This is a genomic window from Rhizobium sp. BT04 (assembly GCF_030053135.1).
Lineage (GTDB): Bacteria > Pseudomonadota > Alphaproteobacteria > Rhizobiales > Rhizobiaceae > Rhizobium > Rhizobium binxianense.
In genome coordinates, this window is sequence record NZ_CP125652.1 from 2,589,937 (window position 1) to 2,606,210 (window position 16,274).

Here is a 16,274-nt window from a genome sequence, read left to right on the forward strand (position 1 = left end):
GGGGATGAGTTCGTGCATTAAGCAGATTACTATAGCGCGATGTTATACTTTGATATTAATCACGCGAGAGCGCGAGAAATCGCCGTACCGATTTGAGGCCGAGATTACCTCGTTCGATCGCGTGAAAAGGAACCACCGTGGCCTGCTCCAGAGGAAAAGCTCATCCCAACGCGGCAACTAAGCTGAGACTTTTCGTGGACTCCGCCGGGTATTGCCAGAATCCGGGATGCAACACAGCGTTATTTCCCGAGGGACATGACGGGCACCCGCACATTGCCGAGATGGCCCACATCTTCGCAGCCATCGACGGAGGACCGAGAACAGAGGAAACGTTGACCGAAGAGGAAAGGGGCGACTACGCGAACATAATCTTGCTCTGCGCCAATTGTCATACGCTTGCGGACAAAACGCCTGAAACCCACCCGGCGACGCTTATGGCTTCGTGGAAGCGTGGCCACGTGGAGAGAATACGTCAGGTTTTCGGAGTGCGGAAATTCAAGACCCGAGCCGAGCTCCGCTCCGAAATCGAGAAGCTTCTCCGCGAAAACCGGGCAGTCCATAAAACTACAGGTCCCGATCTCGAGTATCGGGCAAATCCCGAAGCCGAAGAGGCGCACATGTGGCGGGCTCGGATGCGATCGACGATTATTCCAAACAGCAACAAGATTCTTCTATTCGTCGATAGCAACATGGGATTGCTGACGGATGGCGAGCGGGAAGTCGTCGAGCAGTTCAGGCTGCACGTCAAAGGCCTTATTCTTCGGCACCTGGAGGGTTTAAAAATCCCCAATATCAGATTCCCGAGTGAAATGGCGGACATCGCAGCATGACCACGCAGGAATTCGTTTCTAAGGCTTTGACAGCGAGCCGAGATGTCTCCGATCATACTTGGGTGACGTCAGAGATCGTCGAAATCGAGCGGCCTGAAAAACAAACTTTTCGGGCGGCCGTGATCGCCAAGAAGATGGTCTTCCTCGATCACGTGAAGCCGCTCAGCGCGTCGGGCGTTGAGGTCATCGTCAATTTTCCTAAGGTGGGCATGTGGGGGGCCGATGCCATCGAATTCTGCGAGGCGAACGGTGTCGCGTGGGGGCGCTATGGCGTGCTGCTCAAAGCCTTGGACGCCGACTTTCCCGCAGAAACTCGAGACCCCCAAATCCAGTTCCCGCGCCGCGCGCTGTTACAGCACACGAGAGTCAAACAGGTCGGGTTTATCAACGATCAGTTGCTGACCGTTCGTCACGATACCGGGAAGGTCCTGAGGATCGCGCTCGTCTACAACTACGATCTGGCCCCCGAGGACATTCGGAATGCACGCGAGCGCCTCGGAGAGTTCGATCTGGTCCTGAAAAACAACCCGAACGGCTCCATACTCAACGGCGTGGCGGAGGCAGCGGAGAGCATGGGGGCGGAGGTCTTTGAAATCGCAGGTATACTTCGTTATCTCGGACGCTTGAAGTGATCTCCGGCGATGATGTCTACTTGGTAGGCGTGTTTAAGATGATCAAGGAGTGCCAAGATATCGGTCTGGATGCGGACTGGTACATTTTCGGGTCCGCTAGCCGCGAGGATACAATACCGGCCGATATCGATATCCTTTGTCTCGTCGAAACCTATGACGTGGGAAGAGTAATTTCTAAGGCGGTAAACAGCCATCTGCTTCGTAGTCCTATTGACCTCAGAATTCTCTCTCGCGAAGACGAGGGCAGACTCGATTTTATACGAAGGACCGGCAGCATTTGTCTTGCCCATTCGAATTCGCTTGAATGGCGTAGCCATCGCACACCCGAACTATCCACAGGACGCGACTGACCGGGCGGAAGGAATGTCGCGGTACGAGGGCCCCGTTTAAGCTCTTCCGCCAAGACCTTGGAATGAAGGAAAAGTTTTTTGCCGAGGCCGTGGGCTTCTCGGCGAACGACCGTTCATCTCCCGTTGCGGGCATTGCTCGCATCGGGGTAGCCCAATAGTTCTCGAACGCGAAGCGGCTGGCGATTAATGTCAACTATTCGCCCGAAGCCGTCATCGATGGGAAGACTGCTCTATAGGCTCTGAATTTGTCTGCGACGTTGGGGCGTCCCACACCTGCTCCCATCCTTCGACGTGACTGGACGTAAGACGTTCTGACATTCGCGCTAGTCGTTTCGTGTTGAAGACGATGCCTCCAACCGGGACCGAATGGCTTCCCACCGGTAGATGAACATTCACCAAGGCGACCTTTCCGGCCACCAGCAATATTTCCATATTGGCAGGCAAATGCCCCTGGGGCAGCAATATTCCACGATCAAACAAACGTTTGTGGTTCTGTCGAACGGTCTTATGTGTTGAGCGGGGCATCACAAGGGTCGTTCGCATCCTTTTACCCGCGTTTCGCAGGGCGTGGCCTATACTCGCAAGGCTTTCCCCCACTTTAAGACTTCGGCCCCAAGTCGCGCCGTTGGGCCTCAACCAGACGACCTCACACACCTGATCTGACGCTTCGAAATCTCCCACCATAGCGATCAACCGATCGAAATTGCGCGGTAGATAAGGTGCGCCTGTGGACGCGATGAATTCTGCCCCCTCAAGCGGAAGACTTACGAGCGCCTCACGCCACGCATCAGTGCTGTCAGGATTGTTGATAACATCGGCGAACCGTGAATCGCCGGTCATACGTTCGAATTCGGCGGCCGCGTTCGACGCAGTGTCGGCCCCAACCTGTAGATGCCATGCATCGCTTGCGGCCACGGTCAGCTTGTTATAATTCGCAGCGCTGTCGTTGAGGTCCGTGAAAGTCGGTCGAACCCGCAGCCGATCCATGTCGAGGACCAAATCTGCACGCAATATCTGATAGCCGTAAATGCCACCCTCGACGTCCGACACCGAGTAGAGATTCACTGCGTCAGGATCGGGGAAACGGCGAATTCGCCTCGCGTAGTCTCGGAAATTCTCCTCAAACGCAGCGCGGGCGAACGCCTCCGGCATATCCCGAGCTTCCGGAAGCTCCGCCACCTTCACAAGGTAGTCAGCGGAGCGCGCACGTGAACGTGGAACCATATTTCGGCTCACGAGATCATACCAGACGTTCTCGATGATCGGCGAGGTTTCCACAACGTGCGGAACGCCAGATGTGGATGAAGATCGGAACAGCTCCCGGCCGGCGGGGGCAAGTTGGACATCGTCGTTTACGATCTCCACGAGATTTCGCCGACCCATGTCCGTGAGAACTGTTTGCATCTCACTGGTCGTGAAGCCAAACCACGCTCGCATGCGGCTCACCGCCATTCTGTCCAGTATGGCCAGGAGCCGCAGCACGAACTCATCGACAACTGGGAGCTGGCGATCTCGTGTGATCGTGGCCCGGACTGTGAAGCGACGGCACGAGACTTGGAAATCAATCATGTCAACGATGATACGATCAGGTGCCTCGCTCATTGGCCAATCTCCGTGGCAGGTCTTACTTCGCCATCTGTCTGAGACATGGAATTCACCTTCGAGAGCACCGTCTTCATAGGGGACCGACATTTCGGGTCCGACCACATCGAGGTGTCACCAAGGATGTAGAGACGCTCCTTGGCGCGAGAAATTGCCACATTGCATCTATTCTCGCGACCTACATGCCCAGACTTTCTTTCGGAGTTAGAGCGGACCAAGGTCACGATGACAATTTCGTTCTCTTTCCCCTGATACGCATCGACAGTATCGATCACGACAATCCGACGGAACTCTTCAGGAAATGCTTGCTGAGACCATTCGCGTTCAATTCGTCGTTTCTGTTCGCTGTACATGCAAATGACGCCGATTGCCGGCTCACCGCGCTTGGAAAGTGTCTCGACGAGTGTGGCCTCTTTTGAAAGCCGATGAAGTATCGACATCACGCCGGTGATTTCGGCTTCATTCCAGATATCGCGTCCGGAGTTGCGGTTGCGCTCTGCCGCACCAGACATATCCGCAGTGTCAAACCAGACAACAGGGGTTGCCAGATCGTTTGGAAGGCCGTCGAAGGCCTTATCGTGCTCGCGGTCATTGGATGGCTTTAGTCTAACGCCATAGGGTGCGTAGAAAGTCTCGGAGACGAGATCGCTGATCGCGGGAATCATCCGATACTGTTCGTCGAGAACCTGAGCGTTTCGACGCCCATAGGATGACTCGAAAGCTCGCTCGAAGTCTGTTTTTTCCAACGCGGCTTCAGCGTCGAAAAACTCTTCGGCAAGCGACCTTTGAACATACTTATCGACCATGGGCCTGAGCTGCCTTTGGTCACCGACCAAGACGACACGGCTTCCTAGTTGCAGCGGCACGGAAAGTTCTCCACTCGTGCATCGCGCAGCCTCGTCTACGATCACCCAATCAAACGTTCCCTGGTCCAAACGAATTTGCGACTGACCAAGACCGACGCATGTCCCTGCGACTACCCGCCGCGTTTTCGCAAGAAATTCATCAAAGTTGCGATGGCCTGAAGAAAGCGTTTCTTTCCATTGATTGGCGAGCGATATCAGCTGTTGGACCGTCACCAGGTCGCTCGGAGACGCCTTTGGATGGGCGGTCCGCACTGCATCGAAAGCCTGCTGAAGAGCCTCTGCGATGTCCGTCGGGTCTACGCCGACATCGCGTCCGAGAATCCTAGTAGCTTCCCTAGCGAACGCCCTAGATAGCGTCCGAATCCGGGCACTCGACCGACGCCGCTCTTCCTGGGCGACATCACCGAGAGCGGCAGCCCTTGCCATTTCGATTGAGCGTTTCAGTGTGCCGAGTTTCAGTTCGACATTGATAACGTCCAGAACGAAAGACTTTGGAATCCCCACCGCGGAAGCGGCGTGCGCCACCCGCGTTTTCAAGCCATTTTCAAACCGGACCCGATGTCGATCTCTCAAAGAACGGGCCTGGTACGGCCGAACCCGCTCTGTAGCACCGCGCGAACCAACCCGAAGAAGATCGGCATAACCGCCATGCTTCCTATAGGTCTTGAGCAATTCTTCCAGCACATTGTTGACAGCCTCGTGGGACTGGCTGGCAACGAGTACTCTTCTTGCTCCGCCATCTTTCAGGAGCCAATGTACTAGACTGGCTATGAACTTCGTTTTGCCGGAACCCGGCGGCCCCTGCAGAAGCCCAACAGGGCCGGTTTCCACCAAGGACCTGAAAGCGACTCGCTGACCTTCGTTTAACTTATACGTGGAAATCTTCTTCAGCGATTCGGGAGTATCGTAGCTGATCTCCGGCGCATCCATTGTGGGATCAAAATAATCGATCAGATTTGCGATAACGCTGGATCGGCGTGTAATACGCTCTACCGCCTTACGTCGTCTCTCCTTCGAGACGCGATCCCTTCGGTCCACCAAGGCGACGAATTCGCCCTCGGCAACTGGTGAGCGCTGGTCCCGTACCGACAAACGACGATTATCACAGTTCGGAATATCCAGATATCCGATCAATCGACCAGAATACCCCCCGAGCCGCACCTCAACCGTGTCATCGTCTTCAAACTCGATTGGAGTTGCTGCTTCGTAGTAGTAGCTCGCCGAATTCCCTACATCTGGAATACGACGATCGATCCGAACACGTGAAACAGAATCTTCCTCGAGCTCGGCCGACCGAACCCACATCCGTGCAATGTCTAACGACGCTGTTCCGAGCGATCCAAGTTCCGGAGGTTCATCGTCGTAGAAGTCGACTTCGTCCTTCTCCTCGACTTCAGCATCGTCGGGACTAGCGTCGGGTTTCTGAACCGGTACCGTATCTCTGAGGAACTCGGCAAATTCCTGCAGCCCTTGGGCGGGACCAGGCTTCAAAGTGAGTGCGATGGGTAAGGTGTGGCCGCGACCAAGCTCCTTGAAGCCCGTCTCGAAAACCTGCACGTCGTCCACTTCAGTGTCGCGCATTCTCAGCAACAAACGGCGCTCTGGACCGGTAATCCAAAATACATCCAGCCCGCCGGCGGTCCTGTGGGCTAGCACCCAGAGCGCATCATCCACTCCCTTCAAAGGGCCGATAGGCAAGCCGGGATACTGGAGCACGAAAGTCCGGAGAGCCGGCTTGGAACGCCTCTTCTGTTCCATCGAAATGGCTTCGAGGAGAGGATCGAGGGTTTCGATGGTATGTCGCCCCAGTTCTTGGCGGGCCGTTTCGACGACGTTCGTGAAAGCTGAGCTCGAATGGCTTTCAGCAAAGCCAACGACCATCTTACACACGGCATAACGATCAATTTCCTGATCCGATTTTCTCTCGTGATCCTCAGGAACCCAAGACATGCTTCTCAGCCGACTGCCATCGGTTCGAGAAATATCTAGGAGGTCAATGAGCGTTACCGCGTTTCCACTTTCAACGATCACATTTTCCGGATGGAGATCGCCATGGGCTAGGCCTCTCGCATGGAGTGAGTTAACTGCGGCAACTAGGTCGTGTAGAACGTCGAGAAGCTGGTTTTCGTCCTCAGCCTGATAGCTCGAGAGCGGGGCTCCGTCGACCCATCGCGTTACGACGAAAGGCCCGATGCTCGAAAGTCCACTATCGACGACATGGACTATGCCTGGCTGAGGGACGCCTTTTAGGGCAGCGCCCACCTCCAACATCGCTAGGAGTGCGTGGTCTCGATGCGCGTTGCCACGCTGGATACCATTCCAGACTTTCACCACTACCTTGCCAGACGAATGATTGCTGTCATAGCGGGTCGAGTTACCGCCGCTCGTCAGCGCCCCCGCTGGTGGGTAGGCGACATAGGGGATTAAGCGGGTCTCAAACTCATCCAATCGTGATTGGTCTACGGCCGGTCCCGAAGGAGTTCTAAGTTCGCCGATCGCATCGGCGAGCTCGCAGGCGTCACGGTAACGCGTGTCGGGCGACGCCACGGCCTTCTCGGCGACCTCCATCCATCCGGGAGGGAATACCGTTTCCTCGCCTTCGATTTCAGCAAGTTCACGCATGATCAGCCCGAGACTGAGAACGTCACGTTGCTTTGCCGTAGCGGCCGGTCCATTTGATAGGGGTTCAGGTTCCGCGTAGGTTCCGAGTACCTCGAGATAGTCCCCAACCGACTGATCGTCTGGAAGACGCGCCGAGAAGAACCCCGTGAGGTTCATACCGGTCGGCTCTCCCAACCATACCGCGTCACCGCCAATGTCTCTGTGAGCTACATCTTTATCATGCAATTCAGCGACCATCGACGTCAGCGTATGCATGATGTCAATGCGCTGCTCTCCTTCAAGATCAGAGCCATTTCGCTGTAGATATCGCCTAAGCGTGGTCCACCCGGGAGGCACCGCCAGCAATTGAAAATGTTCCGTCAAAACTTCGTCTGGCGGACTGCCGACAGATTTGAGGATGCCCCGTTCGGCCATCCAGCTTCCGTGTTCGCTGAGATAGGCTACCGTCTTCAGCTCTCGATCTGCTATTAGGCGACGGCCCTGCGGTTCATTTAGGCCAACGGGCAAATTGTCGAAGCGAAACAGCCGCAACAGGCCCTTGATCCGCTCCTCCTTGGCAAGCTGTGTCCGATGTTCGCGCCATATGTCCTTCCGATGAACAAAGAAATTTTCGTCTGTGACGTTGTAGCCGTCCCAACTCATTTTCATTGGCTGGAAGTACGCCGGATTACCCAGCACCTTGTCGAAATCTTTGACAAGCATGTTTGGCTTGACGGTTTGAAGCGTAACCGTGCCGAGCAGCCGATTCCTTTCCTTTGAATCTCCGAGGAGTTTAGCTTCCTCAAGGGTGAGAACATATGGCTTTTCATCCGCCGGGAGGTGATCACGAACGGAGGTGCCCGTGAGCACAACGCGAGAATCGACGTAATATCGACCAAGCTGGCCCTGCCCACGCAAGATACCTTTTACCTTCTTGGCTTTGTCGTTTCCAAGCTGAACCGGCGAGCGTTGCGGTTTGCCGTGAACCCACATGTCGCCTTTCGTCGTAAGCGGACCGTTCCAGTCCTTCAGCTCCAGCAGGACGACACGATCGTCCATGACAACCAATAGGTCGATCTCAATTGGAGCGCTGTTCGCGGGAAATGCGTTGAGCGAAGCGAACATCAGCCAATTAGAAGGAAATACCTTCGCCAGGGCCTCTACGCCCTTCACCTCTCGATGATGAATGCCCGCGCTGCTGAGATATCGAACTTTGCATGCCATTTAATGCCCCCCGGCCCAGTCGTGCACTGCTCTCGCCGGCAACACAGGACACGCGAATGTCGGTTGATTCTCGGAGTAAGTCGAGATGAGAATAACAATTTCTGAGTGAAATCTTAGATCAACCTGACCTGAGCTGGCAACGTGCAACGGTACGCTCGATTGCGGCAATTCGAATGCCCGTTAGACTGAAACGATAGGACCGACGGTAATTTCAAAAATGGCGCTACACACCATGTATTGTGTTTATACCGACAAGACAGTTGCAAAGGACGACGGCAACAGGGACCAGATCATTCCTCTTAGGTTACGCAGTAATTTTCTACAGAACACCGGAGCCGAGTGAGCGACTGAGGGTCAAGTCACTGGAGAGCAGTTTTCTCTCCGCCGATCGGACAGAACAAGAGGCCTCGAGAAATCGGGTGAGCAATAGTCCTTGGAGGCGGCTCCATGCCTTACCCATTGCATCAAATCAAAGACCCCAAAGGAACGGTCGGTTCGACCGGACGTCATCTGCGCCGAACGATTCCTTTGTCCTTCACGGGGGAAAGCCTCTGTTTAAAGGCATTAGCAGGTGAACCGCCTGGACAAACCTTCGCACTTCAACCCGAGTGCGGGGGAAGATGCCCGTCGATCGGCAAGCACGAACGGCAGCTTTTCGCATCCGTTTGCAATCAGACAGGCCTCTTCTTGAAGTGGCATTCTAAGACTCCAATTAAAAGACTCCAATTTAATTTCAAGACCTCGAACGAAAATGGAGTCTTTCATTTCCTGGGGCGCGACGCCAACCAGTAACCGTCTCCATCGTTTATCAATTCCTTTGTCCGCCAGAGGACGCGGCTCAAGAACTTCGCAGGGTCACGAGTTTCGATCACTATCCCGGCGTCAACAATTCTTTTGAGTATCTCGCTGCGGTCAAGTGGGCGATCCGACGCGGCTAGCTCACTGAGCGCGAACTCCCTTACCTTGCTGGATATACTGTTTTTTTTGCCTCTCGTCGTGCGTGGGCCACTCTTTAATGAGGGCGAGACTTTGGCGGTCATTACATCTTCGAGTGCGGTGATGGCGTTTTCAATTTTCTCTAAGTCACGCTTCCACGATGCATTCTTCGTGCGCATCTCATGCAGCAAGGTGACCTTTTTCGCCTTCAGCAGCTCAAGCGATTCCAGAATGGTCCCATCGCTGCCTTTCTGTTCCGTTTCTACCGTCATCTCAAATCACTATTGGCATCCCATATGGAGTATGTTAGCCGAATGGAGTCCAAGCGGCATGTAAGCGATTCCACTTTAATGATTGCCGCACGATTGGTCCATGGAGTGCGGCGGCCTTTGTCGCGTTAACAACGGGAAGTATTATGTGGAATGGGCGCTTACGTCCCGCAGGGACCTACCACACAGTCAGCTGGAGGCCTCATCCAAAGGACCCGCATGTGCTGCTGCCCGTTTTGCTCCTGCGCAACAAGGGAGAAATGAAATCCCAGGAATATCTCCCGGCCACAAAATATCTGTTCGGAATTTCGGCCTCTCCGACCACCTTGAAGAAGCTCCCCTCCATGCTCGGCCTGATATGGGATTGCCTCGTCGAGCTGGAGATTTCTCCTGACAGCCTAGTGGACGTCACAGAGGTCAAAAGTCTGATGATCGCGATCTGCCGATTCCTTCTTTATGGCGCGCGTGCGTTTACCGCCGGGCAACAAGCGATATCGTCGTTGGGTTGGTCACCGAGGTCGGGACGCGTTGTAGATGGTCTGGGCTTAGCGTTCGATGCGTTCGTCAAGGACCTGCCGTCCACTGTTTCATCCGACGACCCGTTCCTAAAGAAGTGCCCAGGCCTCTTCGGTGGTTCGTTTTCTTTAGCCTACAAGAAAGCCAAAAGAGGAGGCGCTGATTTCAGCCGAGTCGCCCACTTCGGAGAAGCCGGCATCGGACACAACGGACCTCCCGAGCCTGAATCTGAACCTGCTGCCCCGAAACCGATACTGGATAATCTCAAACCAAAAAACGAAAGAAAGAAGCCGTACATACTCTCCCCGACGAAACGGTTTCCCAAGGACCACCTTGTCCCCTTCCTCACAAAGGGGTTCCGTCTGGCGTCAAAAGCTCACCGACGTGATGAATCAGGCGAATTGGCAGCAAAGCTGCTCCTCGGCGGCATCCGCGGCTCCGAAGTTATGAATTTTTGGGTGAACGATCTGACGGTCGTAAATGGCCGGATACGGGGATACCTCCGAAGCCCTACGCTGTTTAAGGAACAGAGCGGACGGACCCGCAGAGTCGAATTGGAGGAGAAGTACGGCCTTCTTCCCCGCACCGAGATCAAGGGGAAGAACCATGCCGGATTCAAATCGCCCGCACTCGATGACGACCATTCGGCGAGGATACACTGGATGGCGGGCAGCGAGGAATTCCTCGGGCAATCGTTCGCGAGATACATCCTCAACGTACGTGCGCGGGCTATGGCTGAACGTCGAGCGCTCGGCCATCCGGACCATCCGTATCTCCTCGTCTTCCCAAAATCGATACCGCATCTGGGCATTGTTGTAGGTGACCCTTACACCATGAGCGCGTTTCGGCGCTCGTGGAAGCGAGCAGTCCGCCGTTACGCCAAACTCGCAAATTTGGCCGAGATGTACGTTGCAAAAAGCCTTGGAACGACAATCCACGCAATTCGACATCTGTGTGGCAAAACGCACCAAGAAGATGGCGACGGCATTCAGACCATCCAGATCAAGCTGCATCACAAATCTATCTTCAGCAGCATTGTCTACACGCTCCCCGACCATGAAGAGATTCATAACGCCGCTGAAAAGGTGAAAGAGCGCATAAAGACCGGAAACTTTAAATCGGAATTCCGGCACTTTGGCACCATGGAAGAGTCCGTGCGGACCTTCGCCGAGAGTATATTGGGCGGGAGGTTTCGGCGGTGGTAAGCGGCCAACTCGTCCCGACCAAATCCTATCGTCGAACACCTACCGACGTCAGACGGGTTCCGCCGATTCTTCAAAGCGGACTGACAGCGATCCCGTCCAATCAAGCTCCGAGCCACCGGCGCATGCGCCCGCCGCCATCGTGGGATCACCTTCCGGTCGCGTACGCGCCACCAACGCTGCGAGCGTCAGAAAAGGAGGCCGTGGACTTTCGACCTCGCGAATTAGCCGGACCCGGGAAGGCAACCAATTCTCTATTCCGATCCCTGCCAAACAGTCGAGTTCTATCTTGCCAACACCTAAAGTCGTCCATTTCAACAACGGTCCGACCATCATCGTCAAAAACGAGAGGGAAAGAGATTTCATTGCGGAGATAGTGACCAATCTCACCAACCTCCAGCCCAGCTTCCGCTCTCGGCTAGATAGGTGGGAAGCGAGCGCGGTATCGGATTTCCCAATTTTATGTATTTATGCCGGCACACTCGTGAAACACAACGCGGGCGGCAATGTCCAATTGCGACTTCATGACTTTGTCTATGGGGCGAAGGACAGCATCCCTGTGCAAGTCGCCGAACACATGCTGGACAACAGCGAATTGGCGACGGACGTTCTTCGCATTTTTGACGAGCTTGAAATTCCGAACGAAATTTTTGGGAAGCTCGAACAGTCCGACAACAGGACGAGATACGAGCGATTTTACCGATACCACATCGCTGCAATGGTGATGTGCATTTCAGGAGCAACCCGCTTTGATGATATTGGCAACCACAATATATCGAAATGGCTGTCGTTTTATTACAACGACGACAAGCTAAGCTTCAACAGGCCTGATTTATTTATATCTAATCTTGAGATACACAAAAAAATATTTAAGGTGATTGCAAAAGCTCTCGGACGCTACTTCAACGATCCAGATATATTGGGTCTTGGCATGGTAAGGCGTACCGAGGGGTCTTTTGCCAAGAACCTGCTTGAGAACCCACCAGAACATCTGGCTGATTTGGTTCGTCATTGGAAACAGTGGCGAAACAGCGAGGCCCCGTTATCAAAGTCCCCAAAGGGATCATTGAGGTATCTAGCGGACTACCTGACTCTCCACAAACATACTGCAACCGACCTCAGTGTTTTCGTCCGCACCAAACGTAAAGTAAGCTTTCTCGAATTTTACAAGGAAAGAAGGCTTCAAAGAGGGCTCGAGGAATTGTCCGGCGGTGACGAGTTCCCGCTCATCCGGCGGTTCTCTAATTACCTGGATCGGCAACTCGCGAGCTCCGGAACAGTTGGATTATTTCCACTCATATCAGCGGAAGATGACCGCACATTTAATAGACAGCGCAAGGAGAGAGGCCTGGCCGTTAAACGCCACGAGGCGCGCGCTATGCCTCTTCCATATCACTATTATCAAATATTGAGAGAGATACTCGAAGAAGGCGAGAATGGATGGCCGGGAAGGCATCCATTGTGTCGGGCCTTCATCCAAGGGGAAGACCGATATGTACCTGTCTTGGCGACGTTGTACCTCGTTCTGTTCGACATACCACTGAGAACGGTGCAGGTTCGCCGACTGTGCAGCGGCGAAGGCGACCCACGAACCTTCAATGGGGAAACGCTTGCCTGGGGTCCGAACACGGGACCTCACGCGAGCTACTGGGAGAACACTGAGCGGACCGATCCGTATAGGGGTTATGCTCGAATGACGAATAATCCGCGCATAACCGGCTTCCATATCAATACCAACAAGCATTCTGCGGCATTCGTTATCCCCTGGCAAAACGTCGACCTACACCGGATGCTGTTCGAGCTGAAAGTTTGGCAGGAGACCTCGAACCCGATTAAGGGCCCTGTCCAACTTGAATACGACGGCGACCCCGAAGAAGGCGCAAAGGATACGCTTCCGAAGATTTTCCCACTGTTTCGAATGCCGGCTGGACGGCATGCGACAAAAATCAATCCACTCACGTACCAGCAATGCTCGAGGTTTTGGCTCGACTTGATGCTCGAGGTGCAAACCAGATGGAATGCTACCGCGGCTGAAGAAGATCGTGACGAATTCGTCACGATGACCAAATCTGGCAAACAGGTTCAAAAGTCTCGCTATACCTCACACGGAATGCGCGTTGCGGGAATTACGATTCTTCTTCAGGCCGGATTGTCGATCGAACTTGTCAGCCGAATGTTCGCAGGACACGCGACCATACTGCAGTCTATCTACTACGCGAAGTTCGAAGCGAGCTTCATGTCCAGCTCGTTTGATGACCTTGATGTTGCAGGAATGGTGCGAGCGCGCGCCGAACTGTTCAGAACTGCCAAGGAAATGGATTTCGACGACGCCAGCGATCGATTGATTGCCGGGTCACCAGACCTTCTGAAAATGGCGCTATCAGCCATTGGATCATGGGAGAGACGCGACCTCGGTATTTGCCCCTACAGCGGGCAACGATGCCTCGATGGAAATCCTGACGGAGGTATCGTCGAAGGCGGCCAAGGAAACTGCCTCCTATGCAAACATCATCTGACCGGACCCGAATACGCCCACGCTGTATGGTCGTACGGTTGTCACCTCTTGTTCCGCCTCGGTCGGATGAACCGTCGGGTCATGGCACTCACCGAGGAAATAGACAAGATGCAAACCGAACTGGACGCTATGGATAAAAGCCACGATGATTTTCGCGTGTTGTACGGGAAAAAAAGAACAACTGAAACCACTCGTAATAATGTCACCCTCGACCAAGTTCCAGTGTCCAAGACCCTTGCCGAGTGCGTTAGGCTTCTCGCTGTTTTCGAAGAAATGGAACGTCGAGGCCTCGGTGAAGATCAAGGCACGAGCCTTATCACCTCGCCGAATTCGTCGTTGGACCATACGGAAATATCCGAAATCCGACAGGCTCTTGGCCTCGCCGAAAATGCGGAGATTTACAAGAGTACCTACGATCCGGAGGTGAACCAGGTCGTCATATCGTTTGCGCAGACAGCTGCCGTCAGCTGCGGGTACCGACCTATAGCCATGCCCTCGCGGTCGCCTGACCAGCTAGACAGAGCGGCGCGATATGCCGTCAAAAAGATGTTGCAAGACGTGACTGAGCAAGAATTGATAATGTTGGAAGCTGGCGCGATCGAAATGAACGAACTTCTTCCCGACAACGTCGCCGAAGACATTTTCGTAAAGGGACTGCAGCTGGAACGACTGGACCGATCACCTCGAAATGGTGAGCGCCAACTCGAAGGAGCAAGAGCATGACGGTCCACAACACTAGGGCCGCCGTCGATCCGCGTGAGTTCATCCTTGAGGAAGCAGAGAAACAATCGCTTCAAATTATCGCGGCGCGTAAACTCAATACCAGGTACAAGAAGTCGGTCGAAAACTACACACGGATTCACGATATTTCCAAAGCATTGCTGGCCGATAAGGACCAGCCGATCCGGCCGGACGCTGAAGGGTTGGTTAGATTTGCGGCGATCGGAGGGGCTCCGATGATAGCCGTGCAGACCATTAGAAACTCCTATCGCAATATGACGGCAATCTGGACAAAGGCACACGTCAGGCTCGTCGCCCTACTATTATTGGATCGTCTTGCGAACCCGCGGAAACGCAAGTCCAGGGGGATCGAGATCGACGCGGAAATACAATCGCTCGAAGACATCATACGGGTTCTCTATATCGAGAACTGCGATCTGCGGTCTCAAATGTCGAGCGCCGCCCCTGTCGTCACGCCTTCAAGCGACCCATCTCAGTTCCGCAAAGTGTCCGACCCAGTGAGTGACGGACCTTCTGCGCCATCGGGCGCGGATTTCGTGGATATGCGCCCTGTCCGCGCATGGGTGAAGAACCTTTCACGCGACGATTCATACCTGCGTATTACGGAACTGGGCCTCAAACTCAGCCCCTTGGCCCGGCCGAACTACACAATCGTGCCCAAAGACGTTTTTGACGTTTTTAAATCGCTATGAGATGCCTGTCGGAAGCTCCAAGGTGGAGATGGACACCATGAACCCCTCAACTCTCCGTTCGCTCGACGGCGTAGAGAAAAGCGAAACGTTCATCATCGTGGACACCCGCTTAGCCGAAACGGCATCGCGTATTCACGACAAGGAGCAGACCTTGGCAGCGCCTGCGATCGACTGCAGCGCGGCGTAGGAGTAGAGGGCGTAAGCTTCCGGATTGAAGCCCGCTGCCTTGAACTTCTCCAGCAAGTCCTTGTTGGCCGGATTCAGCGTCGGGTCGGGGCCGAAGGTGTTCAACGTGCCCTCCACGGCGTCTCCAGCAATGGCTGCCAACTCGTTGGACACGATACCGTCGCCCGATACAAGCGTTGCCTTCAGGCCCTGATCCTTCGCCTGATGAGACCAGCTTCCGTGTGCAAACCACCCCAATAGATGATCGAAACGCCGGATTCCCTCATCTTAGCAATCAGAGCCGAGAAGTCTTTGTCCCCGACGTTGATGATCGACACTGGTCAGTGGTGGACATCTTTACCGGGTAGCCAGCAGAATTCCACAGCTGCGGCATTTTCGGTGATAACCCAGTCGATGCTTCCGGCTGCCGAAGGCCTCGACAAGGCGAGAGTGCATCCTCGGCCGTTTCCGGCTGCGATACCAGTTGAATGGCTGGCGTACGGGCGTTGTGGTCTATTCAAACTTGCTCTGGCGGGCCTAATCTTCACGGGACTCGATCTTGAAGGCCTGAGTGGTCGCTTCGTCCAGTAAGGAGGCAGCAGCGACAGTATTTTCACCCCTGGCGTCTTGGTCCCATTCGTAGCGGACCGCAGCTCAATTTACTATTCGTCAGACTTCTTGGCCTTGGCCCGCTCAACTTCATCCACAATTGCTCGCGCCTTCTCAAGTGTGGCATCGAGTTCAACGCTCTCTTCGCGATCGAGTTCGGCAAGGCCTTGGGTATCAAAATCAACGATCTCGTCGCCGGGATCAGGCTCGGCGTCAGGAGCGCGAGCGACGATGGCCGTCGTCGCGGCAAGATCGGCCTCGGGCAGCATCCCCCATCGTCGAAGGGCAGCTTGGACTTCCGCTTGGACGGCTTCCCGATGACGGCGTTCGATAGCATTGCGGGCGATCCGCTGAACTTCCGCATCGAAGTCCTTGTCGGGGTCGATGCCAAGAGGATCGTCAGGTGGGGAATGGATCACCGATTTGGATTGGTCCTTCGCCATCAACGCTCTCCTAAGGTTTAGGTTTCTGATCCAAGTGACGTGCTGGTGTGTGGAATTCTTCACATCAGTCGGTAGTTTTTG

Annotated in this window: 9 protein-coding genes and 1 pseudogene; 5 read left to right on the forward strand and 5 right to left on the reverse strand. The window is 54.5% G+C overall.

The annotated features are described in order from the left end of the window. The first annotated feature begins 332 nt into the window (after positions 1-332). Both QMO82_RS21125 and QMO82_RS21130 read left to right on the forward strand, forming a co-directional pair. On the forward strand, positions 333-830 hold the full coding sequence (locus tag QMO82_RS21125; RefSeq protein WP_283196534.1) for a hypothetical protein: 498 nt from the start codon (positions 333-335) through the stop codon (positions 828-830). Next, positions 827-1,462 carry a hypothetical protein gene (locus tag QMO82_RS21130; protein WP_283196535.1) on the forward strand — a complete coding sequence of 212 codons (636 nt, stop codon included), beginning with the start codon at positions 827-829 and terminating at the stop codon, positions 1,460-1,462. The genes QMO82_RS21125 and QMO82_RS21130 overlap by 4 nt, the downstream gene beginning before the upstream one ends. Before the next feature lie 560 nt (positions 1,463-2,022). Here QMO82_RS21130 and QMO82_RS21135 read toward each other — a convergent pair. The 3 genes from QMO82_RS21135 to QMO82_RS21145 all read right to left on the reverse strand — a co-directional run bounded on the left by QMO82_RS21135 (position 2,023) and on the right by QMO82_RS21145 (position 9,313). Then, positions 2,023-3,414: a hypothetical protein gene (locus QMO82_RS21135; protein ID WP_283196536.1), complete on the reverse strand. Its 1,392-nt coding sequence runs from the start codon at positions 3,412-3,414 to the stop codon at positions 2,023-2,025. Beyond that, complete coding sequence (locus QMO82_RS21140) at positions 3,411-8,105, reverse strand: AAA domain-containing protein (protein ID WP_283196537.1); 4,695 nt, start codon at positions 8,103-8,105, stop codon at positions 3,411-3,413. Before QMO82_RS21140 ends, QMO82_RS21135 begins: the two co-directional genes overlap by 4 nt. A gap of 761 nt (positions 8,106-8,866) precedes the next feature. Then, positions 8,867-9,313 carry a hypothetical protein gene (locus tag QMO82_RS21145; RefSeq protein ID WP_283196538.1) on the reverse strand — a complete coding sequence of 149 codons (447 nt, stop codon included), beginning with the start codon at positions 9,311-9,313 and terminating at the stop codon, positions 8,867-8,869. Positions 9,314-9,531: 218 nt separating this feature from the next. On the opposite strand from QMO82_RS21145, the gene QMO82_RS21150 reads away from it, so the two are divergent. The 3 genes from QMO82_RS21150 (at position 9,532) to QMO82_RS21160 (ending at position 14,976) form a co-directional block, all read left to right on the forward strand. After that, entirely contained in the window at positions 9,532-11,031 is a 1,500-nt protein-coding gene (locus tag QMO82_RS21150; protein ID WP_283196539.1) for a hypothetical protein, read from the forward strand. Between the two features lie 286 nt (positions 11,032-11,317). Then, positions 11,318-14,266, forward strand: a complete 2,949-nt coding sequence (locus QMO82_RS21155; RefSeq protein ID WP_283196540.1) for a VPA1269 family protein — start codon at positions 11,318-11,320, stop codon at positions 14,264-14,266. Continuing rightward, entirely contained in the window at positions 14,263-14,976 is a 714-nt protein-coding gene (locus QMO82_RS21160) for a hypothetical protein (RefSeq protein WP_283196541.1), read from the forward strand. The genes QMO82_RS21155 and QMO82_RS21160 overlap by 4 nt, the downstream gene beginning before the upstream one ends. 150 nt (positions 14,977-15,126) lie before the next feature. Here the strand turns inward: QMO82_RS21160 and QMO82_RS21165 are convergent. Both QMO82_RS21165 and QMO82_RS21170 read right to left on the reverse strand, forming a co-directional pair. After that, positions 15,127-15,470 (reverse strand): annotated as a pseudogene (locus tag QMO82_RS21165) (ABC transporter substrate-binding protein); the annotation flags it as partial. 333 nt (positions 15,471-15,803) lie between these two features. Continuing rightward, positions 15,804-16,193, reverse strand: a complete 390-nt coding sequence (locus tag QMO82_RS21170) for a hypothetical protein (protein WP_283196542.1) — start codon at positions 16,191-16,193, stop codon at positions 15,804-15,806. Between the last annotated feature and the right edge of the window lie 81 nt (positions 16,194-16,274).

Coding starts and splice junctions, on each gene's coding strand:
- QMO82_RS21145 (WP_283196538.1), bottom strand. CDS start 9,313: ATGACGGTAGAAACGGAACAGAAAGGCAGCGATGGGACCATTCTGGAA.
- QMO82_RS21130 (WP_283196535.1), top strand. CDS start 827: ATGACCACGCAGGAATTCGTTTCTAAGGCTTTGACAGCGAGCCGAGAT.
- QMO82_RS21160 (WP_283196541.1), top strand. CDS start 14,263: ATGACGGTCCACAACACTAGGGCCGCCGTCGATCCGCGTGAGTTCATC.
- QMO82_RS21140 (WP_283196537.1), bottom strand. CDS start 8,105: ATGGCATGCAAAGTTCGATATCTCAGCAGCGCGGGCATTCATCATCGA.
- QMO82_RS21135 (WP_283196536.1), bottom strand. CDS start 3,414: ATGAGCGAGGCACCTGATCGTATCATCGTTGACATGATTGATTTCCAA.
- QMO82_RS21170 (WP_283196542.1), bottom strand. CDS start 16,193: ATGGCGAAGGACCAATCCAAATCGGTGATCCATTCCCCACCTGACGAT.